Here is a 26,339-nt window from a genome sequence, read left to right as displayed (position 1 = left end):
TCCTCCGGCAGCGGTGGCGTCTACTGTAAAATTGTCGAAACGGTTATTTCCTCCCGTTCCGCCTCCCGTTGCGGAAAATTCTACTTTTAATTTAAAATTCGGATTGTTGGAAACTCCTGAAACAGCAGAAAAATCAAAGGTAACCAGTTGAGGGTTGGCATCCTGGGGACTGACAGTCTGATAAGGGACAAAAACAGTTCCATCCGTTGAATAGGACCATGTCTGGGTTCCTGCCCCCTGTCCAGATCTTCTTGTGGTAAATTTTACAATAGGATTGTTGTATCCCGTTGTAGGAAGATTAAACTGTAATGCTCCTCCAATAGGATTGTTGAACCTTAAATGGGTTCCGGACGGATCATTGTTTCTGGCATTAAAGTTATCACTATCGAAATTCTGTCCGGTACCACCCGCAAAATCTATTTGGCTGGTTCCTCCGGCAAGAGCAGTAAGGGATCCGCTGACCAGAGTGGTGGAGGGGTTGTAATGGCTGCTGCGGACGTATTATTGTTAAAATTCCAGTAATGGATAAGTGTCTGTCCGGAAAGACCGCCCTGAAGGAAGAATGCGGCAATAACAGATCCTTTTAAGAGGTAATTGTTGATCATTTTTTACTTGCATTAGATTTATGCAAAAATGAACTTTATACATCGCAAGTATTTTAATGGAATTTTAAGAAATGTTTAATAAAAGGGTAGCGGTTGTTAGGGTAAAAGGGTTAAATGGCAAAAAGGCTAAAAAGCGAATGGATTAAATTGTGAGTAGCAAATGAGTCAGAGAATTAAGAATGGGAAATTATACCAGGTAAAATAATAACCCATGCTGAAAAATAAAGCAAATGGGCAAATCAGCGGTTTTGCCTTTGCCTTTTTAAGTATTTCACTTACTGATCTGGTTTCCTGAAATGTTCAGGGTTTTGTCTGCGGAAGATTTTCCTTCCATTGGGTGTTTCTGCATATAGAAATAGCCTGAAACAGCCATCAGAACCAGAAGTACAAAAACTACAAGAACTATTCTTTTTAACATGTCTCTCATATTGCTAAATTTTTAATGTCCCTAATTTCCAAAGTAGAGGTAGGATATCCTTTATGCACAGCGTTGATCATTGCTTTGCCCACTTCGTGTAAAGTTAACGATTTTGATGGTAATAAAACAGGAAAAAGCCAAATAAATGGTTTAAAGAACCATTTTACATTGATTTGACCCTCAACAGGTTTCATAAATCCGGGGCGGAAATTGAATGCATTCCTGAAACCCATTTTTTTCAAAGTGTTTTCTGTTCTTCCTTTTACCCTTGCCCACATCATCTTTCCACTTTCTGTACTGTCTGTAGATGCTCCGGACACATAATTGAATACCATGTCCGGGTTTTGGTTCAGAACAGCTTTGGCAAAATGAACCGTTGTATCATAGGTGATCTTTGTGTAATCCGCCTCATTCATCCCCACACTGCTGATCCCGGCACAGAAAAAACAGGCGTCATAACCCTTAAGATTTTCATCGTTCAGGTCTATGGATAAGAAATCGGGAACCAGATATTCCCTGAGCTTGGCATGTGTTTTCCCGGAAGGTTTTCTGCTTACGCTTAGAATTTCAGAGATATCAGGATTTTCAAGGCATTCCATTAAAACACCTTCACCTACCATACCGGTTGCTCCTGTAAGAATTATTTTGATTGGATTCATTTTTTTCTGTTGATATTATGTGAGACGTATTACTTTTCACTTTACTTTAAATTTACTGTAAAAATTTTAGATTTTAACATTTTTGTTTCGCTTGCAATGACGTCACATAAAAACAAAAACCGGCCAGAGGCTGGCCGGTTTCTATAGGGTGTCAGAAATTTATTTTTTTTGTGCAGTTGGCTGTAAATGTTATGGATCAGTCCATCTGCTACAGAAATTTTAGGAACAAATATCCTGTTGATGTCAGACCATGACATCACATTGTTAAAGATTCTCAAAGCATGGACCAGAACATCAGCACGGTCTTCCCTGAGGTTATGTTTGCTCATTCTTTCCTCTACAGAAAGTTCATTAAACTCTTTATATACCTTTTTAAGATGGGAAAGTGTCATCGGTTTTCCGTCTTTGGTTTTGCTCATTGAGAAAACCTTATTGATATTTCCTCCGGAACCGATGGCCACAATAGGTTTTTTACTGACAATATTTTTTTTGATTTCTTCCTTCATCTCATGCCAGTTGTCGGCAGATACCAGATTATTCAGAAGTCTGATCGTTCCGATATTAAAAGACTTTTCATAAACCATTTTTCCGTTTTCGTAAAAAGTAAGCTCTGTGGAGCCTCCTCCCACATCAATATACAGATAGGCAAATTCTTTATCGAGTCCTTCAGCAACGTGGTTTTCATAAATAAGAGTAGCCTCCTCATCTCCGGAAATAATTTCTATATTGATTCCCGAAGTTTCCTGAACCTGCCTGATGATCTCGTTTCCATTGGATGCATCGCGCATGGCACTGGTAGCACACGCACGGTAATGCTCTACCTTATAGATCTTCATAAGGTCGCTGAAAATTTTCATAGAATCCAGGACCATTTTTCTCTTTCTTCCCCGATCATCCCCATGGTAAACACGTCCATCCCCAGCCTTAAAGGAATTCTTAAAAGATTAAGTTTTATAAATTCAGGCTTTCTGTTGCTGATCTTTACTTCATTGATCAGAAGTCTGGCGGCGTTGCTTCCTATATCTATCGCTGCGATCTTCATTTTTTGCTTGTTTTAGCTTTTAAATATTTGTAGGTTTCTATTTGAGAGCGGCATTCCTTTTTATCATTCCTCACATACTCGTTGCTCAATTTTTTGTCTAAAATACGAGCTTTTACGTTATCTCTCAACTGAATGTCGAGAATATCTTTCAATTCCTTCTTAAGTTCCTTGTCCGTAATCTTTGCAGCGGCCTCAATTCTGTAGTCCAGGTTTCGCGTCATCCAGTCTGCGGAGGAGATATATAGATCTTCTGCTCCTTTATTATAGAAATACATTACCCTTGCATGTTCCAGGTATTCATCAACGATGCTTATTGCCTTTATTTTTTCCTTGAACTCTTTTTGGTTAACGGCACAGTAGATCCCTCTTACTATAGCTTTTGTAACCACTCCGGCTTTGGCAGCTTCATAGAGTTTTTCGATAAGAGCTCGGTCGCTCATAGAATTAATTTTGACAATAATTTCAGCTCTTCTTCCTGCTTTAGCTTCTTCAATTTCCCTGTCAATATGATGCACGATCTTTTCACGCATAAATTGCGGACAGATCATTAGATTTTTGCAGGTTTTCAGTACCGGAAGGAAGTCATCTTTCGGTTTTTTAAGGACATTAAACACTTTATTAATATCTGCCATAATGCCACGGTCTGCAGTCATAAGCAAATGATCACCATAGATTTTTGCTGTTTTTTCATTGAAATTTCCCGTACTTACAAAACCGTACTGTATGGTTTTATTATGTGATCTTTTCTTGATCACACATAGCTTGGCATGCACCTTTTTATTGGGAAGGCCTATAAGGACTGTGATTCCCTCAGGCTCAAACATTTCTTTCCACTGCAGATTGGATTCTTCATCGAATCTGGCTTGAAGCTCAAGCATTACCGTCACTTCTTTACCGTTTCTCGCCGCATAGATCAGAGCATTGCTGATCTTCGAGCTGCTGGCCAGACGGTAGGCGGTGATCTGTATGGATTTTACATCGGGATCCATTGCTGCTTCACGCAGGAGGTCAATAACCGGATTGTACTTGTGGTAAGGGAAAGTAAGCAGTACGTCTTCCTTCAAGATCACATCGGTTACCCTTTCGCCGTTTTCAAAGGCCTGATGGGTGAAAGAGGTTCTTTCCACAGGTCTCTCGTAGGCTTCAAAAACATCCGGGAAATCCATAAAGTGCTTGAAATTATGAATTTTTCCACCGGGAATGATGCTGTCTTTTTTTGTTAAATTTAATTTCCTGATCAGGAGTTCCAGCAGAGCCTTATCCATATCTTTATCAAAAGCAAAACGGGTAGGTTTTCCTTTCCTTCTGTTCTTCAGTCCTTTTTCTATTTTTTCTGCAAAATTGGTCCGGATGTCGTTATCCAGTTCCAGCTCTGCATCTTTTGTCACTTTAAAAGAATTCGCAGCAAACTCATCATAGCCGAAATAAGAAAATATATGGGGAAGGTTGAAAGTGATGACATCTTCAAGCAGCATGACGTTTTTCTCTTCCGGATCTTCCGTAGGCAGGAGGACAAATCTTCCCACAAAACGTGACGGAATTTCAATAATTGCATAATTACTGGAATACTGCCAGTCCTTTTTCCTCATAGCCACTCCAAGATAAAGACTTTTATCCCTCATATAAGGCATCGGCGTATTTTCATGAAGCAGGATGGGGATAACATTGGATTCCACCACTTCATCGAAATATTGTCTTACAAACTCTTTTTGTTTGGCCGTCAGGTTTTTTGGGGTCTTAATATACACTTTCAGATCGGCCATTTCTGCCTGGATGTGCTTCCATGTCTTATCAAAGTTCTGCTGCTGCCTGATCACAATTTCATTGATCCGCTGAAGGATTTTTGAAGGCGGCTGGTAGAAAGATTCCGCAATTACTTTTTCTTTAAAATCCATCGCACGCTTTAATCCGGCTACCCGTACCCTGAAAAATTCATCTAAATTGTTGGAAAAGATTCCCAGGAAACGTATTCTTAAGTGTAAAGGGACATTTTCATCCATAGCTTCCTGTAAAACCCTTTCATTGAAGGCAAGCCATGTAATATCTCGCGGATTGAAGTGTACTGACATTCTAAAGTATATATTTTATCAAAAATAGCAATTCGTATAGTTTAATTCACATTTCCAAGGTTAAACTTTAATTAATTTTTAAAAATTTTGCGTGTTCAAACTGTCTTGAATAATGTGATTTAACATAATATGGCGTATGTTGTAAGCCTGTTGTTTTTTGATTCTGTCATTTTGTCACAAAATAAGAGATGGTACAGATATTGAGAAATTGAGAGTGTAAATTAAAATATAAAAATTAGAAAAAATATAAATATTATGAGTAAAATAATTGGAATTGACCTAGGAACAACCAACTCTTGTGTTGCTGTAATGGAGGGAAAAGACCCTGTTGTTATCCCTAACGCAGAAGGTAAAAGAACGACTCCGTCTATTGTAGCATTCACAGAAGATGGTGAAAGAAAAGTAGGGGATCCTGCAAAAAGACAGGCTGTAACGAATCCAAAGAAAACTGTATACTCTATCAAAAGATTTATCGGTACTCATTTTAAGGAAGATGCTAAAGAAATTTCAAGAGTACCTTATGAAGTTGTAGCAGGACCAAATGATACTGTAAAAGTTAAAATTGACGACAGAGAATATACACCACAGGAAATTTCAGCGATGACCCTTCAGAAAATGAAGAAAACTGCTGAAGATTATCTTGGACAGGAAGTAACAAGAGCAGTAATCACTGTTCCGGCTTACTTCAACGATGCACAGAGACAGGCTACTAAAGAAGCCGGTGAAATTGCTGGTCTTAAAGTAGAAAGAATCATCAACGAGCCTACAGCTGCAGCTTTAGCTTACGGTTTGGATAAAAACCACAAAGATCAGAAGATCGCTGTATATGACCTTGGTGGAGGTACTTTCGATATCTCTATCCTTGATTTGGGAGACGGTGTATTCGAAGTATTGTCTACAAACGGTGATACACACTTAGGAGGTGATGACTTTGATGATGTGATCATCAACTGGATGGCTGATGAATTCAAAGCTGAAGAAGGTGTGGATTTAAAATCTGATGCTATTGCATTACAAAGATTGAAAGAAGCTGCTGAAAAAGCTAAAATCGAGTTGTCTTCTTCTCCTCAGACTGAAATCAACCTTCCATATATTACGGCTACGGCTACAGGTCCTAAGCACTTGGTGAAGACTTTAACCAAAGCTAAATTCGAGCAGTTATCTGCTGATCTTGTAAGAAGATCTATGGAGCCGGTTGCAAAAGCATTGAAAGATGCAGGTTTATCAACTTCAGATATCGACGAGGTAATCCTGGTAGGTGGTTCTACAAGAATCCCGATCATCCAGGAAGAAGTAGAAAAATTCTTCGGTAAAAAACCATCTAAAGGAGTTAACCCGGATGAGGTTGTAGCAATTGGTGCAGCTATCCAGGGAGGTGTATTAACAGGAGATGTAAAAGATGTATTGCTTCTTGACGTTACGCCACTTTCTTTAGGGATCGAAACGATGGGTTCTGTATTCACTAAATTAATTGAAGCGAATACAACCATCCCAACTAAAAAATCTGAAGTATTCTCTACAGCTTCTGACAACCAGCCGGCTGTAAGTATCAGAGTAGGACAGGGTGAAAGACCAATGTTCAACGATAACAAAGAAATCGGTAGATTCGACCTTACAGATATTCCACCGGCACCAAGAGGAGTTCCTCAGATCGAAGTAACTTTCGATATTGATGCTAACGGTATCCTAAGCGTATCTGCTAAAGATAAAGGAACCGGTAAAGAGCAAACAATCAAGATCCAGGCTTCTTCAGGTCTTTCTGATGAAGAAATCGAAAGAATGAAGAAAGAAGCTCAGGAAAACTCTGCAGCCGATGCTAAGAAAAAAGAAGAAGTTGAAATCTTCAATAAAGCTGACGGATTGATCTTCCAGACTGAAAAGCAGTTAAAAGAATTCGGTGAAAAACTTTCTGCTGATAAGAAAGCAGCTATTGAAGCAGCTCATGCAGAATTGAAAACCGCTTTCGAAGCTAAAAATGCTGACGATGTAAAAGCTAAAACAGAAGCTTTAGATGCAGCATGGATGGCAGCTTCAGAAGAACTGTATGCAGCAGGACAGCAGGCTCAGGGTGCAGATGCAGGAGCTCAGAATCCTGGAGGTAACGCAGGAGGTGCAGATGATGTACAGGATGCAGACTTTGAAGAAGTAAAATAATTATTGTTAATCAATAATAAAAAATAATTAAAAACCGCTTTAAACGAAAGTTTAAAGCGGTTTTTTTATTCACAAAAGTTTTCAAAATTTATTGATGAGACATTGATTAAAGGATGATCGTAACATATGCGGAATTTAAGGACAGACTGAATATGATCACTCAACTGAATCCGTAACCTATAAATATAACGAGAAATCAGGATATAAAGATCTGGACACGGAATATGTAGGTTTCATCGCACAAGACGTAAAGAAAGCTGCTCCTTATATTAAAGATTATAGATGACACTGGAAAAGCGGACTAAAAGATAATATTGGCGATTTGGAACAAATACTGTTTAAAGTAATTTTTGAAGGAATTATAGTTCTTATGATTGTGAATTATTTAAAAAATGGCATTAAATTTAATTATTCAATATTTTTTATTATTTATTATTTTTTTTGTAATTAATGTTTATGTATTTTAATATTTGTGATTTGTTTAATATTATGTCATTCTTTATTTTTATTTATCATTTGTATTGTATTATTTGATATATTTGGTTAATTGATTTGTTTTGTGAATTCGATTGAATTAAATATTATTAATTTGATGTATATCATTTTACTTAAATTAATTAATAGAAACTAATAATTATGAAAAAACCAATAATCCCAATTACTTTTCTTGCAGGGATCTTCGGTATGAATGCCTAAGTGGGCATAAAGACTATGGCTTCTTCAGCGGTTTTTCATGTAGAGCCAATAAATATTTCTTTTCCCAGATGGACAGAACAAATTTTAGTTTCCAAAGTAAAAATGCTGTATCAGAAGATTATTACAGCTTTTTACTTCAATATGTCACTGTTTTTAATAGTAATTTTTATCGACTTACTTTACAGTATGCAGGTAATTTTTAAAATGAATAAGCTAAGGAATGAAATTAATAAATGTGAAAGATAGAATGGCCCTGCTTTTCTTTTTATTGTTATCCTGTGTATTCTATACTCAGAAATGGTCCCCTGAGGAAATAGACCGTTTGCAAGAAAAAATAGGAAATCAATATATTCAGAAAGGTGAAATTTATGATGGAATTGAAGAGTCCAAAAAATCAATACAGCTATCTGAAGCGATAAATTATAAAAAGGGCCAGGCGAGGGGTTATATTCAGATGGTCGGTTTTCTTCATTCTCTGGGAAAATACAATGAAGAGCAGCTATACCTGCAAAAGGCAGAAGCTTTATCTTCTGAATATGACAATGATCCGGCATTATTGTCAGCACTTTTTGCAGCTTATGGAAAAAATTATCATGAACTGGGATTCATTGAAAAATCCAACGAAAGTTATGACAAAGCGATAAAAGAAGCTTTAAAAATAAGTGACCAACAGAAAAAGAGAAAACGTCTGCACTATATTTATGGAAGTAAGGCTGTGAATTTTGGATTGATTCAGTACAATGATTCTATGTACTATTATATTCATAAGGCCTTTAAAATTTTACCCAGAGTAGTGGAGGCAACCAACTTGACAAGCTATTTTCTTGATAAAAAGAAAAATCAGGATTCTGCAAAATTTTACCTGGATAAAGCTGAAGGACTATTGAGGAATTCTACGGAAACATTTGATCATCTGGTATTTAACTATATGTCCGGGCAGTATTATGAAAGCGTAAAGGATTATGATAAAGCTTTGGGATTCTATGAAAAATCTCTCAACCTGTCTATTAAAATGAACAGGCCAAAAAATATAATGAAGAATTATAAGGAAATTGCTGAAATATTCCGTCTTCAGAATAATGTTTATAAAGCCAATGAATATCTGGAAAAATATGCAAAGCTTAGAGACAGCATTACGAATACTAATTTAATAGCTTTACAGACCTCTGGCAAAAAAATTATTGAAGATGAAAAAAGACAAAACCAGAATTCAAACAAGAAATTGTATTATACTTTAGGAGTATTATTTTTGGGGATTACGGCGATAGTGAGCTTAGTGAGTTTTTCATATTACAGGCAGGCGAAGAAAAAGATCTTTTGCTGAAAGAAAATAAGACCGCTTTTTTGCAAAAAGACCTGCAGGTAAAAGAACTTGAGCAAAAAGTAAACGAAACTTTTGATGAGGTTGTACAATTAGCTAAAGAGAATCATTCTGAGTTCTGGGGACGTTTCCAGGAAGTGTATCCCGATTTTCGGGACAAAATTCTGGCGATCAATCCTACTCTGAAAACATCCGAACTTATATTATCAGCTTATATTTATTTGGGATTCAATACAAAGGATATAGCAGAGTATACTTTTAAAGCCGTTCAGACGGTAAAGAACAATAAATATAATTTAAGGAAAAGACTCAATATTCCTGCACAGGAGGATCTTACCATATGGATAAGAACTCAGGCAGGATAATGGTAAAACATTGACATACCCAAGTACAAGATCATATTCTCCTTTGGTGAAGAAATATATGATGGTTAAATGCTATTTTCCATGTTTATTAGGGGGTAAAGGTACTTTGTTGGTACCTTGTTTTTTTTGATTTCACCCCTGACTTCGTTTGCTTTGTGCTTTTAAAATTTCAAAACTCTAAAAAAGTAAACCCTAAAAATTAAACACTAATGGAAATGAAGAATACTTTGATCTTAGCAAGATTTCATATACATGCACAACTAGATATCAACCTTAAACTTTCAGATGCAGGCCATAATAACTGATATTTATCTAAATATCACGATCATTTATTGTCTTAAGAATTATTAATCAGAGTACTTATTGGGCATGCTATCAAAACAAAGCAAAAAAGGAAATAAAAAAAATTCAATACCTATTATATAATCATTGGAGGTGTGGCAACCGTTGTTTCATTGATGTGTTATTTATTCTTTTCTGTCTCCGAAGAAAAGGAAGAGAAAAAACTTCTTTATCCGAACAGAAAACAGATGAGGCCTTTGAAGAAATCATTCAGCTGGCAAAGAATAACAGTCCTGAATTTTGGGCACATTTCCAGGAAAAATATCCTGACTTTCGCAAAAAACTAATGGAGATGAATACCCATCTTAAAGTTTCTGAACTTATCTTCTGTGCTTACATTTATTTAGGCTTTAATACAAAAGATATAGCTAAGTATACTTTTAAAGCAGTTCAGACTATTAAAAACAATAAACACAATTTAAGAAAGAGACTCAATATCCCTCCAAAAGATGATACTGTATTATGGCTACGTCAAAAGATTGATGAATTGTAATTTGTTGATTTATAACTAATTGTGGTTTGAAGTACCTTCTTGGTACCTGTGTTTTTTGCTCAGAGTGAAAAATTTCAAGTGATTTGTCAGCAGAAACACAATGATAAGTTCAGGCTTATTGCTAATACAAATTAAGATGAAAATGTGATCATATCCAGCTTGTGCTAATATATTTTTTGAGGCATTCATAAGCCAACTGCAATACAATAGCTCAACGGATGCGTATTCTTCTTACTAAGGTAAAATACAATTCTAGAAACATACAATGAAAAAAATGTAATCTTTTTTGGGCTCATATTGACCCCTATGTTCTCATTTGCCCAAGTGGGTATTAAGACTGTTGCTCCCTCAGCCAGTCTTCATGTAGAACCCACGAGTATTTCTTCTCCTACCGGGATGGATGGAATCTTAATTCCCAAAGTAAAACTGTTTCCTGTTCCTCAGGCAAAAGGTCACACTGTTTTCTTATCTCAGCATGTTACGCTTCCCGATGGTTTTTATTATTGGGACGGCACCAGCTGGGTCACTTTTCTTAGCAATTATAACCGCCTTTACGATGATGCCATTTATGTGGCAACCGGAAGCGGATATTCAGCATCGGGAAATACGGAAAATATGGTGTTATTCAATACATTAAAAGCTTATGATCCCACAGGTTTTTCTGTTTCCGGGAATCAGATTACTGTAGGAAAGAGCGGGACTTATCTGGTCAGCTTTAATTCAGCACTAAAAAAAACAGTCGGTACGGTCAATGAGAACAGAGCTATCTACACTTACCGGATTAAAAAGAACGGAACAACAGTTTTGACAACTTCCAACTCCCTGACTAATGAAGGGACAACGGCTACCAGCGTTGCACTTAGCGGGATTTTGGATTTGGTTCAGAATGATGTTATAAGTGTAACCATACAAAAGACCACAGAAACAGGCAGTACTGTTTATACGGGATATGGAACTAATTGTATTACAATGACTTATCTTAATGATTAATTAATGCACAATACTATGAAAAAGATAACTGTATTTTTTTTAATATTTTCTATAGGCGTTTTGTTTGCTCAAAATGGGGTGGGTATCAATACAAGTACCCCCAAGTCTTTATTGGATATTCGTGCAAAAAATCCTAATGCTCCGGAAAACTCTGCAGGAATGTTATTTCCTACTGTCAGCCGTTTCTCGTCAACAGATCCTGCTCAGAACCAGAATGGGATGTTGGTATTCTTGGATAATGCCGGAACCGGCACTGCTGGTTTTGATGGCTACTATTTTTGGGATGATAACAAAAAATTGTGGCAATATATATTCCAGACCAAGATTTTAGGAAAAAATCTCTTTAAAACCATTGCTTCAGGAAGTGGCTTTCCGGTCATTGCCAGCGGGGATGCCAACATCAATATCTGGTTTAAAGCTCCATTCACAGCCTTGGAAGCACCGGATGCTAACTATACTTTACAGAATGGAGATGTTATCATCGGAAGAACCGGGAATTATTCTTTATTCTTCACCGGAGGTGTCTATAAAAATATGGGTGATCTTGGCGCTACAACTACAGAAGTGGGAATCTTTATAGATAATGGAGCAAACCCCGTACTTATCGCCAAATCCCCTTTGCCAGCGGCTGATAATGCTAAAAGGAGTACCAATCATACCATTTCGGATATTATAACATTGACCAAGGGACAGAGAATATCCGTACAGACGAGAAGAACCAACTCCTGTAATACTGCAGTTGGTCCGGAGTCAGTTTATACACTAACCTTATCTTATTTAGATTAACGATTATGAAAAATATATCAACCTTACTTATACTGGGGAACTTCTTTTGTTTTGGCTTACTGAGTTCTCAGGTCGGGATCAATACAAGTACACCCAAAACCACTTTGGAAGTCAAGACAAGAGATAAAGATAATCCTCTAAGCAATGAAGGGGTCATTGTTCCCCGGGTCACCTCTTTGAATGTAACGAGTACCAAAGATCATGGATTACTGGTTTTTCTTGATTCTGAAGATCCTCTGACTACTATTATTGAAAGGGGCTTTTATTGGTGGAATAATACCAGCAGTACCTGGATTCCCTTTTTTCGATGAACAAAATGACTAAGGATAGAACCATTACTTACGTAAGCTGTAAGAGTACCTTTGATGAGGGCCCTCTGACTTCGGTTTCGACCAATGTAAGAACCCTAGGCTTTGATGTCAATACGCTTATTGCGAATGACACCGGTAATTTTTCGGTGAATGGGGCCGGAGAACTGGTTGTAAACAAAGCAGGCACTTATCACGTGCAGGCTGTTATTTCTCTTCACAATGTCACGAACGGTAATAATGCAGCCCGTGATGCTTATGAAGGGATGGTCTTGGTCAATGGGGCAGAACCTGTTCCAAATCTTCGTACCGCATACGGGTTTCCCAGCGGAGGAACTGTTTTTGACAGTAATACCTCTATCTCAGGATTCGTAACGTTAAATGTAAATGACAGGATCCGGTTCTCGATCAACAGATATTACAGGGATGCCAGCTTTACTGACCCTGTCACAATTACCCCAAATAGTACCCTTTCTAACCTTACTTTACGGTATATGGGCAGTTTTTAAAAGGAATGAGTAAATAGAAGAGGTAAATGCGAAAAATATAATGATCTTTTATTTTGCATAAGTACTTTGTTGGTACCTGTATTTTTTGTTTAAACTTAAATATTTTAAGTGATTTGTAGGGTAAGATATAATGTGAGAAAGAATTACCCCTAACTATTTCATATCCCATAAGAAACAACACAAATTAAGATGAAATTGACTTGCACTCCATATTAATTTCCTATCAATAATAGGTTGGCATTAGTACCTCGCCTGTTTACAGGACCTGTTTTCTGCCATTTAATAAAACACAACGATAAAAAAATACACAATGAAAAAAAATGTAATTATTTTGGGAGCTATTTTGGTTTCCACGCTCTCTTTTGGACAAATCGGAATTAATACAGCTACTCCTAATCGAGATGCAGCATTGGATGTAGTATCTACCAACAAGGGTATTCTTAATACACGTATTGCACTAACTTCCACTTCAAGTCCCTTACCGCTTAGTGCTCATGTGGCAGGGATGATGGTATATAATACGGCTACTGTTTCTGATGTAACCCCCGGTTTATATTACAATGATGGTTCAAAATGGATAAAATCGAGTGCTGTTGCAGCAACTGCAACGACCAATGTATTAAGCAGCTCCGGGAATACCATGACCTCTGCAGTGAATGGGATAGCCCAAACTGCACCGATCATCAACAGCATAAGCAATACGGTTTCAGGAAATACACTGACCACTACGGTCAATGGAATTTCTTCAGGCTCTGTTACCCTTCCGCAGGGAGTGAATATTTATAATTCAGACGGGACACTCAACAGCGACAGGATGGTTTCTACCAACAATAAAATGCTGTGGTTTCAAAACGGCATCAGTAATTCAAATAACCATGTAGCATTTGATATTAACGTAGCTGTTCCGGGGAGTACGAGGCTTATCACCAGAGGAAGCTCCGGTTCATTAGTCAGAGCTTTGATTAATTCGAACCGTATGTTGGATATGGAGTTATTAAGCAATGGAACATCCAGATTACTATCCACAGGAAGCACAGAATTGTTTGTGGGAACCAATACTTCTTCAGGACCTTTAATTTTTGGTGTAGGAACAAACAGAGCTGTATTGGCAACCAACGGAAATTTCGGTATCGGAACGATTACCCCTTCCCAAAAACTGGATGTGGTAGGCAATATAAAAGCTACCGGTTCTCTGATGTCAGGAACGGCCACTTATCCTGATTATGTTTTTGAAAATTATTATAAAGGCACTTCGAAGATCAATAGCGACTATCAATTCAGAAAATTGGAAGAAGTAGAGGAATTCATTAAAAAAGAAGGGCATCTTCCAGGCTATAAATCTTTAGAAGAAATAAAACAAACAAACATGACTTTGGATGTTACCAAAAACTCCATTACCAATATGGAAAAAATTGAAGAACTCTATCTCTATGTTTTCGAATTAAAGAAAGAAATAAAAACTTTAAGAGAAAAAAATGTAGAACTGGAAAAATCTATTAATAAAAACTAATGACTAACAACCTTAGTGAAAATTTAAAATATGTTGAATTTAAAAAAATTATCATGAAAAATTTTTTATTTGCTGTCTTATTGATTTTGCCAGCTGCGATGTATTCACAAGCCGGAAATGTTGGAGTTAATACAATATTACCGGGTAGTACTTTTACCGTTAATGGTTCTATAGCAGGACAATATAAAAGGGTATCAACCTCTGCCATACTTGGGGTGAATGATTTTTATATGGCCTATAGTGGTGCTTCGGCAGGAACATTCACCTTACCAGCTGCAACGGCTGCGACTCCTGCAGCAGGAAATATATTGGGCAGGGTGTATTACATTAAAAATGTAGGAACTGCGCCTCTTACAATCGTAGCCAGCGGATCCGAACTCATAGATAATCAATCCGGTGCAGGAGTTTCAAGTGTCATTTTAACACCCGGAGGATATACGATGTTCATCAGTAAAGGAACAATTACCGGAACTACCTGGGAAGTAGGGATTTTAATCAATAAAACAATTCCTACCATTGCTGCATTGGGAGCTTCTGATACGGTTACTTATTCCGGAACTGCCTTAACGAATTTCAATAACAGTATTCCTCAGATTATTCCATTTTCTGTTGGCGATGTTATTGTGAATCAGGGAGGCTCTGCAGTTTGGAATGATGCAGGAGATTACTGGCAGATCATGGAGTCAGGAATTTATAAAATAGAGGGCTATGCTTATTTTGGAAGTGGAGGAGCTGTTTCAGGAACCGGAGCCTTTACAGGGATCAACCTGAATATTACGAAGAATGGGACTGCTCTTTCCAATATTATTGGCGGAAACAGGGGGAATATTGATAATGGAACTGCAGCAGCAGGAAACACGCCAATTAATGTGAATTGTATTGTACATCTCAATGCAGGGGACAAAGTATATCTTACAATGAACTGGGGTGCACTCAATAAGCCTACCACAGATGCACATATTTCAACACCTAATTCTTTGATTGAAAGCAGGAACTTCTCTCTACAGCAACTTTCTACTCCTTAACTTTCATGAAACCTATAGATATGAAAATAACACTTCATTTTGGAAATTACCTGATATCAGACGAATAAAACATTCACAAATTTTAAAAGCTGAGCATAGACAGGTGAATTAATTCAATATTAACATGAATAGAGATTTTAAAAATATTTATATAGGCTCATTGATCAAACAGAGGGTCTTAGAAACTGGAATTGAAACATCACGTATTTGTAATTTTTTCAAATGCAACAGTGAAGAAATAGAGCAAATGTTTTTACAGGAGCAACTGCCTACCGGCATTTTACTGAAATGGAGCAAATTACTTGAATATGATTTTTTCAGGGTCTATTCTCAGCATTTAATATTATATGCTCCACCCGGCAGCATCAATTACAATAGTTCATTAAAAGAAAAAGGATCCCAGCTTCCGCAGTTCAGGAAAAATATATACACGAAAGAGGTAATAGATTTCATTCTGGAATCATTAGAATGCAGAGAAAAAACAAAACAGCAGATTATAGATGAATATAAAATTCCTAAAACAACTTTATACAACTGGATAAAGAAATATGCTGCAGGAAATAATATAGAAGCTCTGGAAAATAAGTGAAACTATATTGCGAAAACTTCATTCTAAAAACAATCATTACCCAAGCACTATGGAAAATTCAACTCCTGATTATCACCGTATCTATAACGATATCATCAACAAAAAGTATCCTGCCAGAAAAGAAGAGTGTAAATTTTTACTTGATAAACAAACACTATCTGTACTAGACATCATTGAGCTTAACCGTAGAATCTTTGGTCTGTCAGATCAGCTGACAGAAGCATTTAATCAAAGCCACCGGTCTTACAATAGATCTTCCATTCTCAAGATTCTGGACTATCAGGAGAAAAACAAGTTAAATAATATGCAGCTTGCGCGGCATTTTAAGTTAAGCAGGAATACTGTTGCCAGATGGAGAAAACTATTTCTGGCTGTTTCAGATTATAATATCAAAGAAATGAAAAAATAATAAGCTTACAAAAAACAGCAGATATTGATTTTACAGATACATTTAATTAAAGATTAATTAAGTTCATAATTATCAATAACCATCTTTAAAATAAAATGGACATAATCCTGCTCAGCTTCATTCCTGTTCAGCAGTTTGTTTTTGTAATGATAAGAATTCAGTACTCTGATCAGTGTATGGTACGCCTCAAACTGGTCGCCTTTAACTTTGATCCTGGTATTGCCTTTTCTTGCTGCAATAATAGAATTGTCCAGAGTCCTTACTTTAAAGATTACTTCACATAATTTTGGATTGAAATTCATTTTCCCTACATATTTTTCAATGATATTAATCTTGAATGTATCAAATAAAATAGTATTAAAAACGATTTTCGAGCCGGGCTCCTGTGTGTTGAGTTCCAGCGTATATTTCATAAAGGATATTTTTACAAATTTATAAAGAAGCTGAAAGCGATCAAAGTGAATTGAAGAATTAAAATGATAAATTATCATAAAATTACAGATCGGCTGGCGTGCCTGGATGAAATATTGACTTAAGTGACTCTCTATCCGTAAGAACTGTTGAATCCAAAAAATACAGATTGCGGAAGAAACTGGAACTTTATAAAGACATCGATTTGAATAAATGGGTGGCAGAACATTAATCATTCCTATAAAATGAAACTCCCCGGATCGAAGATCCGGGAGTTCTCGTCAGATTAAACCCAAAAAATATTTTATAATCTGATCATGCATCTGTAAAGTTGCTGTTTTAGTCGATAACAATATAATTGTACTTGTCACTGGGTGCTAAACTGTATTCCACCTCTTCGGAATAGGTAGGAACCACTTCACATCCGAATCTTCCCCTTGGCACGCAAGGTCCGCTCTCACGGGACAGTACCTGGTTGGGAAGGCTCATGTTAATATTCATTCCGGCATTTTGAAGAACAATAGGCTCATTGGTGGTAGTGTACGTCCATGGTCCGTACATTCCGCTGTTTTTCACTCCCTTTTTAGTTACTTTATTGATCACAAAACGGATGGCAGGATGAGCAATCGTATTAGTCTGGCTCTTGCTTGAATAGAAATGCAGCTTTAAGTCAACATTTCTGTTGCGGCCGCTGGTAATATTTTCTTTTACAAGTTTTACGTACACCGGTGGATTTTTAATATCGAACTTAAAGGTGGTTTTCACCGGCGAATTATCTTTCAGGTAAGAATAAGAGCAGAAAATAGGAACACCAGGCTGGCTCTTGGAAAAAGTTCCTTTTGAAATATGATTCACAAAAGCTTCATATCCTTTGAAAGATTGTGCGGCCGTTACCCCACTTCCGCCTATTAAATAAAGATTGAAGTCTGCTCCGTTCAGGAAATTTTTTTCATCCTCTGTCAGATAGCTTTCTCCTTTTACAAACAGCTTGCTGAAGGATTCATTGATTGTTGTTCTTGCCGTTTCCGTCAGTTCATTCGTCTCAATCGTTAAAACTCCCATTCTTCCGTAAGATATAGAGCTTACATACACAGGCTCTACACCGCCGGTATCCAGATTGGTGTCATTGACAAGTGAACCGGCAGGAATATCCATATCCAGGGTGAAAGAAGTCTGGTAAAATTTCACATAAAATCCAGTTCTTTTTGCAATCATTCCCTCCTCAATATTGGTAGAAGAAGAATTTTTTCCAAACAGCGACCTTGTGTTTACATTAGATCCGAAAGCTACTTTCAACTCATCGTATGACGTAAACTGCTCAACACTGTAGCTAAGCGTTCCGTTTTGTGTAAAGTCGGCCGACTGGATATAATCCTGGACGAGCTGTCTGGTTTTAGATAAAGAAGGCTGGTCAATCGTAAAAGCTGTTTTCTTATTCAAAGCCGGAATAGACATTGAAACGGTCACTGGCTTTACTGAAGCAGTAATCGGCTTAAAATTCATATCCTGGATAGAATTTCCTTTCAGAAGGGAACCCGGGAAAATGTACATCTGAAGATGGGGCAGGACAATAGATTCTGAAGATTCAAATTCTTTGGTTTCCGTGAACTCCTCCAGATTGCCTCCTTTGGCAGACATGCTTCTTATTTTTCCGGATAATGCAGACGGATATGTTCCGAATGAAGTGATATTTACGACCTGAGGAGCGCGGGTCATTTCCTGGGCTTCTGTTCTGTCCAGTTCAGTGACACAACTTGATAAAGCAGCCATAGAGATGGCTGCCATTATATACATCAGTTTTTTCATGATTATTTTTCTACAGTAAACGTTGTGTAGTATACAGAGTTGTCTTCTGCATGAGCTGCTGTAAAGTTAATCGGAACTCCCGGAGCATTAGCCGTAAACTGGCCTCCGTTCACAATAAAATTAATGAAACCTGTATAGCCCTGAACTACCTGAACCGCATCAGAACCGATACCTCCCAGAATGTATACTTTCAGATCAGATTCTTCAAGGATTTTCTTACTCTGAACATCAATGCTGATAGAACCGTTTACCATTTTGGCATTTAATGCTGCCTTTAAGGCAAACGCTGTTTCGTTATAAGAATAATCGGATTCCAGGGAGATAATTCCCAGTCTTCCGTAAGTGATGGAATTGATATAAACCGGATTTTTAGAGGCTGCCAGATTCAGGTCAGATTCATTTTTGAAAATATTTCCATTATCCGGAATATCCATATCGATGGTGAAATTCTTCTGAGTGAATTTAGCAAAGATCCCGGTATTTTTTTCACCTTATTGTTGCTTCCGCTTACATCAATACTAAAAATACTTCCAATATTCACGTTAGCTCCAAATGCAATTTTAAGTTCGCTGTAATAAGAGAACTGTTTGATGTTATAATCAAAGGCAAGGGACTGCTGGCCGCTGAAATTAGCACTCTGCATCGCTTTGAATATGGAAGATCTCATGCTGGAGAGCGAAGGCTTTTCAATGGTGTCCACAATAAAATCGGACGGGAATGAGTAAGAAACCGTGATCGGCTTTACTGGATAAGAAATAGGAGTGTACGAAAGATTATCAAGGGTAGTTGAATTGTAAACCCCTCCGATAAAAGTTTTGTTGGGAGCGGTTACCACCATCTGGTCGCTGTTTAGTGTAACGGTGGTTGTTTTGGAAGTAATTTGCTGTCCGCCTACCGAAACTTCATCGTAATTTAAATACTTTGATGGCAAAGTGACTACAGGATTAAGTCCTTTCGAGGTCTTTGCGCCCTCTAAAATGGTTGGTGATTCTTCATTGATATCCTGACGACAAGATACAGAAGTGATACTGGCTACAACCAGTAGTGCCATGGGTAAAATGATTCTTTTCATGAGTTAAATTTGAGAACCCAAAAGTATTATTTTTACACGTATTGGTGAAATATATTCAGATTAAATAATTGTAAACCATTATTAATACAAGATTAATTTAATTTAATGGCTTGATTTTATTTAATATAGTTCTCTTTATAGTGATAAAAATCATGTTAAATACGGATGAAAAACAATAAAAACTCCCCCAATAAGTTGTTGGGGGAGGCTGTTCTCAGATCAAGTAATGTATGAAAGGATATTTCTATAATCTGATAACACATCGTCAAAATTTATAAAGAGCTGTAATGATAATCTATATTACTCCAAAGGATGTCATCTCCCGTCTCAGTCATTTCAGAAGGATTACTGAAAATACTGCTCCCGAAAATATCCTGATAGTCCGTAACCCCGAAAGTCACTTTCTGGGAAATAATCAAAGAGTTTACAGCTTCTCTCGGCATCTTCCTGATGTACTTCAAAGATCTTTTAAGGGTAAATGAAGCCTCACCTTTGTTGAAAATCCCGATAAAGCTCTTCCCATCGTTTTCATTAATGAATATCGAATCCTTTTCGATTTTCATAGGATAAGTGATATCCGCAGATGTTCCTGATATCAGTTGAAGGGAATTATTTTTCAGGTTAAGGTTTATACTTTTCCAGGCCGGTTCCTTGTAGGTGCTCCAATATGCATCAAGATATGATTCCGCAGGGTTGGTCTTATAACCTGAAGGGCCTTTGTATACTGAAATATTCTGTACCGTATATTTTTTGTACTGAAACCGGTACACTTCCTGTTCTGCAGGTTTCGGAGATTCGGTGATGCTATCATCATTTCCGCTGCACGAAAGCATTGGTAAAGCTGCAAGAAGAAACAGGAAAGGGTATTTCATCAGAAAATTTTTGCAAAAATATATTTTTTACACCATATGGTGAAATATTGTTAAAAAAATATCTGCCAGGCATAATAAAGAGCTTTAAAGTACCTTCACCCATCTTTACATGAAATAAATTCATACAGATTTAAATAAAAAGCTCCCCAGACATAATGCCTGAAGAGCCTATTGACAAATTAAATTATTTCTTACTTACCGAAAAAGATCTGGTCCTGTTTCTGCTGCTCGTTGTAAATGAGCTGGAAGCTGTCAGGCATATACTGGTAAAGCATTTTCCAGTGCTGATCTTTAGCATGCTTTTTAAAACTTTCAAGAGATCTTACAAACAGATTTTCGATGATGGTTCTCACATAAGAGTCCCCGTTTCTGTAGATCCAGTCCATCAGTTTAATGTGATGGGCCACAATATAAATTTTCGATTCCTGGAGCATATTCTTCAGATAATTGATCGTGGCCTGAATAACGCCGGCAAAGTTTTCCTGAACAGATAGCTGTGTGATCTCACTTCGGAGTGGCGGATAGAAAAATTTTAAGTATTCAACGGCTATTTTCTTATTGATAGCCTGCATTTGTACTTTCATCATAATTAATATTTTTCAGTATCTATCTTGCAGCGAAATGTATACCAAAATTTACAGCATGGCCGCAAAAATAAAAACTCCTATAATCACAGCAATGTGAGTCGCTAATATTTCCAGATTATGCCTGTTAGTCGTTGTTTTCAGTGTTTTCCAGTCGGATATTCTTCTGATTTTTGTTTTCATAACGTATTGAATTTGAGTGGTTTTAAAATTAAGTTAAAATGTGCTTTTGTAATGAAACAGATGAAAAATGATGAAAACTTTAGTTTCCATGACTGTAAATCTGTCTGGAATATATCTGTTGTAACTCCCTGGATAAGTGGTCAAAAATCATTTTTCTGTATTCTCTGCTGCATAAAACCGTGAAATTATCAAGGGAATAGACAAAAATTCCTTCTATGGCATTTTTTAAATTAGGATCTCCGTTCGTGTAAATTTTGTCCATTTTTTGGAGACTTTTGAATAAAATATTTCTGTCATTCTGTCGGACCATACTTTTGATACGTTCCGTGAAATTCCTGATCACACTGTAAGGATTCTGCTGGGTATTTTTTGTAAGTTCATTTTCAAAATCAGGAATCACTTCTGTAATTTCCTGAACGGCTTCCGAATAATTCATAGGTTTAATGATTTTGTTCTAAAAATTTGATTATAGCTCCCAAAATGAAAACAGCCCAGAAAGCAATAAGAAGCAGATGGTAAGGCTTTAGCCATTTGGGAGTTTCAGGTCCTCTGCTTTTTAATCTTCTTAACTTATCGATGCGGTTTAGCGTCTTAAGGTCCATAGTACATGTTTTGAAAATAATGAAGCCAATGGTATTCCTTGGAAAATTATTTTCTATTAATGTATTGTATATCAAATAATTATTGGTTTTATGTGAAAATCAAAGCACCTGAAATTCCTGTCAAAATGATAAGGTTCTTATCAAAATGAATCAGAAATGTATTTTATTGAAGATTGATCAATGCTTTTGAATTGCCGACTAAATGTATTTCCCGGAAACAACAAAGCTGCCTAAAATAGTAAGGCAGCTTCCATTTGTGTTTTTACCTTCTTACAGGTTCATTTACCGGCTGCAGCCGGTTTTGTATTAATACATTTGTGCTTTTGAATTTGAAATAATTTTTTTGAAGATGTACTGATTACAAAGATGTACCATTCGGTTGATTCCCAAAAGGTTTAAAGCAGACAAAAAATGGTAAAAAACGGACACTTCTATCCTTTATACGAGGTAGGAGTTTCCCTGTATGCTTTTTGAAATATTTGACAAGATTGGTCGGTTCTGTAAAATTCAGGGAATAAGCAATCTCTTTTATACTTAATTTTTCAAATAAAAGAAGACGCTTTATTTCAATAATAATCCTGCCGTCAATAACCTCTTTCGCAGATTTCTGGATGGCAGACCTCGTGATCCTGTTTAATGTTTTGGGAGTAATGGCCATGAGGGATGCATAAAAATCTACACTCCGGTCCTCAGAAAAAAATGTCTCAAGCAATTGCTTAAAGTGATAATATTGGGACAAATAGTGATTATTGGAAACAACATTGCTGTCCCTCTGTTTTTGGCGTTCCGAATAAATAAGAAACAAGCTGGCCAGTTTTTGTAAGCTTTCCTTTTTAGAAAATTCATAAGGTGATGAAAATTCTTCCTGAAGCAAAAACAGAAGCTGCATGATTCTGGAGAAAGTTTCCGGATCGGGCTTTACAAGGGCATTGGGAAGGGTAATGTCAAATATAGATGACTGGTTAAGGAAAGTAAGCTCATTCACCTGCTTATGGAAGAAATGTTCTGTAAATATCAGCATGTAGCCTTTGTATTGGGGATTGCTTTCATATTGCTGAATCTGCCCGGGAGCAATAAATAAGATACTTCCTTTTTCAAGCTTATATTCCTTAAAATCTACAAAATGCCTGCCTTTTCCTTCTGTAATAACCATCACACTAAAGAAATGGATGCGTTCTGTTTTACCAAAATAGGTCCAGGTGGTCAGCCTTTTAAACAATGCTTCCAATTCCAGCAGTTCACAGCCATAAGGTGCTTTCTCCTGATCGAATCTTATATTTTTAATGTTTTTTTTCAAGCAGAAAAAATTGAATTATAATTTAATAAAAAGTCAGATATATCTCTTAAAAATAATTATCCTGTCCATTGCATATTTTCAGGTTAGAAAATAACCAGTTGATAATCAATGATGTTTATCTGCGAAATACGATGGTTTAAAAATCTACAAAAGGTTTACTTCTTTTTTGCACAAATATACTGAGTCCGTGTAAATACTTTTCGCGTATTTTTTATTTGGAGATTCAAACAGTATCTTTGCAGCTCAAAATGATAAGATGTTTTCAAAAATTATAGTACATAGAGTAGGAAATAAAATTAACGGTGAATCTTTAACACTGTCTCAGGAAGAGCTGAAGCTGGAGGAAGGAATGGCAGAGCTGCTTGAAGATTATTTTTTAGGTTCCTTTAAATCAGAAGAAACCTTCAATTTTTACAGTGACACCTATCTGGTCAATAATCCGGTTTACAGTTCTGTGTCCGAGATTTTTGAAGATAAGGCAAAATTCGTTTGGGAATCTGAAAATATTGCAAAACATCTTTTTGAAGCCGCTGAAAATCCAAGAGTTCAGGGTGGAGAATTGTTTATTGTTTTGTTTGAAGAAGAAAGCGACCGTCCGGATAAAGTTGATAAAATAGGAATCTTTAAAACAGAAAAAAGAGAATCTTTCCTGAAAATTTCGCCTCAGGAAGAAACTTTCGACATTGAAAAAGACCAGGGAATCGGCTTGTCTAAGATTGATAAAGCAGCCTTAATCTACAACAATAACAAAGAAACAGGATATGTACTTTCCGTGGTTGACAACAACAAAAACGGAGATATGTACTACTGGTTCGAGGATTTTCTGAAGGTAAAGCAGCGTGACGACGAATATTTCCACACCCAGGAAGCCCTGATGGTATACAAAGATTATATCACCAAGCAGCTTCCGCAGGAATTTGAAGTTTCAAAAGCAGATCAGGCTGACTTTTTAAATAAATCCATCAATTTCTTCAAAGAAAAAGAAGAATTCAAGCTGGATGATTTTGCCAATGAAGTATTAGGAGACCAGCACGTGATTGAAAGTTTCGTAAACTTCAAGACAGATTATGAGCAGGACATGCAGGTGAATATTGCCGAAGAATTCCCGATCAGTGAAGCGGCTGTAAAGAAAACCCAGCGCCATTTCAAAAGCATCATCAAACTGGATAAAAACTTCCATATCTACATTCACGGCGACAGGCAGAAGCTGGAAATGGGAGAGGACGACAAAGGAAAATATTACAGACTTTACTTCGATAAAGAGGTGTAAAGATATCTCCCGTTCCATAATAATATCATAACTTTATTGCTGATTACAAAATAGCAGTTATGAAATTTATGATCATTTTCTGGGGGATTCTTCTCTTTTTTTCTGTATTCCTTTTCCGATTTTCATTTATATGATGAGTGAGGAACTTGCAACAGAACCGAGAAATTCATTAGCGATGAGCTATGGGTATCTCGGTTTTTCTTTGCTCATATGGCTGTATATAATTGTCTTCTTTATCAATATTCTTTTCATAAAAACCTTTAAAGAGAAGAATACTATTCAGTCCATTTTACAGAGCGGAATTCCAAGAGATGCCAAAATTATTGACTATAAACTTCTCAAATACATTCCTAAACAAAACATGAATCTCATTGAGGTTAAATTTTCTTTTCCTAACCTTAGCAATACGGTGATAGAACATAAAATGATGTTTCATGATTCTAAGCCTCACGAAAAAAGATTTGATGTGGGAAACAAAATAAAAGTATTGCTGAATCCTAAGGTATCCCAGGAACCCTACTTCATTTTAAGTGATCAGAAAGTCGGATTCAATACTTCCGGAATTGTTTTGAGAATCATTTTTACCGTATTGATGATGGCCTACATCATCGGTCTCTACTATTATTTCTACAGTCGGGAATCCTTCGATTTTGGCTGGAGGTTTCTAACCTTTATGCACCCGATTATTTTCAGTGGAGTAATGACCCTTATCTATATTTTGGTTTTTCAGTTACTGGTCAGCAAGCTTTTCAAAAATAAAAAAGAAGAGCGTATCCTCTTTTCAGGGAGAAATGCTGAAGCCAGTATTATCAGTGTAAGCCAGACAGGCCTTCTTGTGAATGATCAGCCGGAGATTATGTTTCAGGTAAGTTTTAAAGATTTCAAAGGAACCGAACATATTACTGTTTACAAAAAAATTGTCAGCCTCCTGAATCTCTCTTCTGTTCCTAAATACGGAACCATTGAGATTATGTATGACGAGAATGATCCGAAAAAAATTATGATCCCGAAAGGATTTTAAAAATAGAAAAAGTAAAAAGGAAGGATTTGCCAATCTACAAATCCTTCCTTTTACTTTTTCGCCATTTAGCCTTTAGCCCTTTCGCCTGAAGAACAATGCCCTGCTGTATTCGTAATTCATTCTCGCGATATTCAATACAGAAATTCCTTGGGGACATTCCACTTCACACGCTTCCGTATTGGAACAATGCCCGAATAATTCTTTATCCATTTGGGCAACCATATCCAGAACCCGTTTATTTCTTTCCTCCTTACCTTGCGGAAGAAGAACCATATGGGTAATTTTGGCAGATGTAAATAAAGCGGCGCTTCCATTTTTACAAGTGGCAACGCAGGCTCCACATCCGATGCATGCTGCGGAATCAAAAGCTTCTTCAGCGGTCTGATGGGTAACTGCAATGGCTGTGGCATCCGGAGCCTGTCCTGTATTAACCGATACAAATCCGCCGGAAGAAATAATTCTGTCAAAAGCTGACCGGTCTACTTTAAGGTCCTTCTTAACGGGGAAAGCTTCGGAACGGAAAGGTTCTATCAAAACAGTTTCACCATCTTTGAAAGATCGTAAATGAAGCTGACATGTGGTTGTATTTTTTAAAGGACCGTGGGCAATTCCGTTGATCATCATGCCGCACTGTCCACAGATTCCCTCACGGCAGTCGTGATCGAATTCTACAGGCTCATCGCCTTCAGTAATTAGTTTTTCATTTAAAGTATCCAGCATTTCCAGGAAAGACATGTGGGGATTCAATTTTTTCAGATCATAGCTGACCAGTTTTCCCTCGCTCTGCTTATCTTTCTGTCTCCATATTTTAAGGTGTAAATCCATGATTTTTTGTATTTGAATTGAGGTAAAGTAAAGAAAGCTTATAGAGCAAACTTGCCTATTCGCTGTTTTGCCCTTTTGCCTTATGCTTCCTTAGCTTTCTTCGCCT

28 protein-coding genes and 2 pseudogenes are annotated in these 26,339 nt (G+C 36.9%); 15 read left to right on the top strand and 15 right to left on the bottom strand.

All coding sequences use genetic code 11. The annotated features are described in order from the left end of the window. Window positions 1-416: 416 nt before the first annotated feature. From N4G44_RS15445 to ppk1, 5 genes and pseudogenes are all read right to left on the bottom strand, one after another. Window positions 417-605: a hypothetical protein gene (locus N4G44_RS15445; RefSeq protein ID WP_474928180.1), complete on the bottom strand. Its 189-nt coding sequence runs from the start codon at window positions 603-605 to the stop codon at window positions 417-419. A 271-nt stretch (window positions 606-876) separates the two neighbouring features. After that, window positions 877-1,032, bottom strand: coding sequence for a hypothetical protein (locus tag N4G44_RS15440; RefSeq protein WP_155859154.1), 156 nt, complete (start codon window positions 1,030-1,032; stop codon window positions 877-879). After that, a complete protein-coding gene (locus N4G44_RS15435; protein WP_474928177.1) occupies window positions 1,029-1,682 on the bottom strand; it encodes an NAD-dependent epimerase/dehydratase family protein in 654 nt (217 codons plus the stop codon). Before N4G44_RS15435 ends, N4G44_RS15440 begins: the two co-directional genes overlap by 4 nt. 164 nt (window positions 1,683-1,846) lie before the next feature. Then, window positions 1,847-2,724: pseudogene (locus N4G44_RS15430) on the bottom strand (Ppx/GppA phosphatase family protein); the annotation flags it as partial. Further along, window positions 2,721-4,793: a polyphosphate kinase 1 gene (gene ppk1 / locus N4G44_RS15425; RefSeq protein ID WP_474928176.1), complete on the bottom strand. Its 2,073-nt coding sequence runs from the start codon at window positions 4,791-4,793 to the stop codon at window positions 2,721-2,723. The pseudogene N4G44_RS15430 and the gene ppk1, both read right to left, overlap by 4 nt. 255 nt (window positions 4,794-5,048) lie before the next feature. Between ppk1 and dnaK the strand changes: the two genes are divergently transcribed. The 13 genes and pseudogenes from dnaK (at window position 5,049) to N4G44_RS15360 (ending at window position 16,290) form a co-directional block, all read left to right on the top strand. Next, window positions 5,049-6,947, top strand: a complete 1,899-nt coding sequence (gene dnaK / locus N4G44_RS15420) for a molecular chaperone DnaK (RefSeq protein WP_474928174.1) — start codon at window positions 5,049-5,051, stop codon at window positions 6,945-6,947. A 178-nt stretch (window positions 6,948-7,125) separates the two neighbouring features. Continuing rightward, window positions 7,126-7,233: pseudogene (locus N4G44_RS15415) on the top strand (tail fiber domain-containing protein); the annotation flags it as partial. Window positions 7,234-7,863: 630 nt separating this feature from the next. Next, a complete protein-coding gene (locus N4G44_RS15410) occupies window positions 7,864-8,967 on the top strand; it encodes a tetratricopeptide repeat protein (protein WP_474928172.1) in 1,104 nt (367 codons plus the stop codon). Beyond that, entirely contained in the window at window positions 8,961-9,329 is a 369-nt protein-coding gene (locus N4G44_RS15405; RefSeq protein ID WP_474928170.1) for a helix-turn-helix transcriptional regulator, read from the top strand. The genes N4G44_RS15410 and N4G44_RS15405 overlap by 7 nt, the downstream gene beginning before the upstream one ends. 460 nt (window positions 9,330-9,789) lie before the next feature. Further along, a complete protein-coding gene (locus N4G44_RS15400; RefSeq protein WP_474928169.1) occupies window positions 9,790-10,164 on the top strand; it encodes a helix-turn-helix transcriptional regulator in 375 nt (124 codons plus the stop codon). A gap of 324 nt (window positions 10,165-10,488) precedes the next feature. Next, window positions 10,489-11,154 carry a hypothetical protein gene (locus N4G44_RS15395; protein ID WP_474928168.1) on the top strand — a complete coding sequence of 222 codons (666 nt, stop codon included), beginning with the start codon at window positions 10,489-10,491 and terminating at the stop codon, window positions 11,152-11,154. 15 nt (window positions 11,155-11,169) lie between these two features. Next, window positions 11,170-11,940, top strand: coding sequence for a hypothetical protein (locus N4G44_RS15390; protein ID WP_474928166.1), 771 nt, complete (start codon window positions 11,170-11,172; stop codon window positions 11,938-11,940). A gap of 5 nt (window positions 11,941-11,945) precedes the next feature. Then, window positions 11,946-12,251 carry a hypothetical protein gene (locus tag N4G44_RS15385; protein WP_474928165.1) on the top strand — a complete coding sequence of 102 codons (306 nt, stop codon included), beginning with the start codon at window positions 11,946-11,948 and terminating at the stop codon, window positions 12,249-12,251. A gap of 5 nt (window positions 12,252-12,256) precedes the next feature. Continuing rightward, the gene (locus tag N4G44_RS15380) at window positions 12,257-12,757 is read left to right on the top strand and encodes a hypothetical protein (protein WP_474928163.1); all 501 of its coding nucleotides are present in this window, start codon (window positions 12,257-12,259) and stop codon (window positions 12,755-12,757) included. Between the two features lie 310 nt (window positions 12,758-13,067). Then, window positions 13,068-14,267 carry a hypothetical protein gene (locus tag N4G44_RS15375; RefSeq protein ID WP_474928161.1) on the top strand — a complete coding sequence of 400 codons (1,200 nt, stop codon included), beginning with the start codon at window positions 13,068-13,070 and terminating at the stop codon, window positions 14,265-14,267. A 53-nt stretch (window positions 14,268-14,320) separates the two neighbouring features. Next, window positions 14,321-15,292 carry a hypothetical protein gene (locus tag N4G44_RS15370; RefSeq protein WP_474928159.1) on the top strand — a complete coding sequence of 324 codons (972 nt, stop codon included), beginning with the start codon at window positions 14,321-14,323 and terminating at the stop codon, window positions 15,290-15,292. Between the two features lie 247 nt (window positions 15,293-15,539). Further along, entirely contained in the window at window positions 15,540-15,881 is a 342-nt protein-coding gene (locus N4G44_RS15365) for a hypothetical protein (protein ID WP_474928157.1), read from the top strand. Window positions 15,882-15,930: 49 nt separating this feature from the next. After that, window positions 15,931-16,290, top strand: a complete 360-nt coding sequence (locus N4G44_RS15360) for a helix-turn-helix domain-containing protein (protein WP_474928156.1) — start codon at window positions 15,931-15,933, stop codon at window positions 16,288-16,290. Between the two features lie 53 nt (window positions 16,291-16,343). Here N4G44_RS15360 and N4G44_RS15355 read toward each other — a convergent pair whose 3' ends face one another. The 9 genes from N4G44_RS15355 to N4G44_RS15315 all read right to left on the bottom strand — a co-directional run bounded on the left by N4G44_RS15355 (window position 16,344) and on the right by N4G44_RS15315 (window position 23,117). Next, window positions 16,344-16,703, bottom strand: a complete 360-nt coding sequence (locus tag N4G44_RS15355) for a prevent-host-death protein (RefSeq protein WP_474928154.1) — start codon at window positions 16,701-16,703, stop codon at window positions 16,344-16,346. A gap of 337 nt (window positions 16,704-17,040) precedes the next feature. Further along, window positions 17,041-18,507, bottom strand: a complete 1,467-nt coding sequence (locus tag N4G44_RS15350) for a thiol-activated cytolysin family protein (RefSeq protein ID WP_474928153.1) — start codon at window positions 18,505-18,507, stop codon at window positions 17,041-17,043. Between the two features lie 2 nt (window positions 18,508-18,509). Further along, window positions 18,510-18,941 (bottom strand): thiol-activated cytolysin family protein, encoded by a 432-nt coding sequence (locus N4G44_RS15345; protein WP_474928151.1) that lies wholly within the window; start codon window positions 18,939-18,941, stop codon window positions 18,510-18,512. Next, window positions 18,893-19,579, bottom strand: coding sequence for a hypothetical protein (locus N4G44_RS15340; protein ID WP_474928149.1), 687 nt, complete (start codon window positions 19,577-19,579; stop codon window positions 18,893-18,895). Before N4G44_RS15340 ends, N4G44_RS15345 begins: the two co-directional genes overlap by 49 nt. A gap of 272 nt (window positions 19,580-19,851) precedes the next feature. Further along, window positions 19,852-20,451 carry a hypothetical protein gene (locus N4G44_RS15335; protein WP_474928147.1) on the bottom strand — a complete coding sequence of 200 codons (600 nt, stop codon included), beginning with the start codon at window positions 20,449-20,451 and terminating at the stop codon, window positions 19,852-19,854. A 191-nt stretch (window positions 20,452-20,642) separates the two neighbouring features. After that, window positions 20,643-21,038 (bottom strand): DUF7674 family protein, encoded by a 396-nt coding sequence (locus tag N4G44_RS15330; protein WP_474928145.1) that lies wholly within the window; start codon window positions 21,036-21,038, stop codon window positions 20,643-20,645. 48 nt (window positions 21,039-21,086) lie between these two features. Continuing rightward, the gene (locus tag N4G44_RS15325; RefSeq protein WP_474928143.1) at window positions 21,087-21,218 is read right to left on the bottom strand and encodes a hypothetical protein; all 132 of its coding nucleotides are present in this window, start codon (window positions 21,216-21,218) and stop codon (window positions 21,087-21,089) included. Window positions 21,219-21,297: 79 nt separating this feature from the next. Further along, window positions 21,298-21,654, bottom strand: coding sequence for a DUF7674 family protein (locus N4G44_RS15320; RefSeq protein ID WP_474928142.1), 357 nt, complete (start codon window positions 21,652-21,654; stop codon window positions 21,298-21,300). Between the two features lie 524 nt (window positions 21,655-22,178). Beyond that, a complete protein-coding gene (locus N4G44_RS15315) occupies window positions 22,179-23,117 on the bottom strand; it encodes an AraC family transcriptional regulator (RefSeq protein ID WP_474928140.1) in 939 nt (312 codons plus the stop codon). Between the two features lie 256 nt (window positions 23,118-23,373). Between N4G44_RS15315 and N4G44_RS15310 the strand changes: the two genes are divergently transcribed. Together N4G44_RS15310 and N4G44_RS15305 are read left to right on the top strand one after the other, a co-directional pair. Continuing rightward, window positions 23,374-24,387, top strand: a complete 1,014-nt coding sequence (locus tag N4G44_RS15310; RefSeq protein ID WP_040998481.1) for a nucleoid-associated protein — start codon at window positions 23,374-23,376, stop codon at window positions 24,385-24,387. Between the two features lie 130 nt (window positions 24,388-24,517). Next, the gene (locus tag N4G44_RS15305; RefSeq protein WP_474928138.1) at window positions 24,518-25,408 is read left to right on the top strand and encodes a hypothetical protein; all 891 of its coding nucleotides are present in this window, start codon (window positions 24,518-24,520) and stop codon (window positions 25,406-25,408) included. Between the two features lie 72 nt (window positions 25,409-25,480). Here N4G44_RS15305 and N4G44_RS15300 read toward each other — a convergent pair whose 3' ends face one another. Further along, window positions 25,481-26,233, bottom strand: a complete 753-nt coding sequence (locus tag N4G44_RS15300; protein ID WP_474928136.1) for a succinate dehydrogenase/fumarate reductase iron-sulfur subunit — start codon at window positions 26,231-26,233, stop codon at window positions 25,481-25,483. Window positions 26,234-26,339 lie beyond the last annotated feature (106 nt).

The organism is Chryseobacterium sp. GTID13 (genome assembly GCF_056172655.1).
Note: the sequence above shows the minus strand (reverse complement) of the source record. Positions and strands in the feature narration are given on the sequence as shown.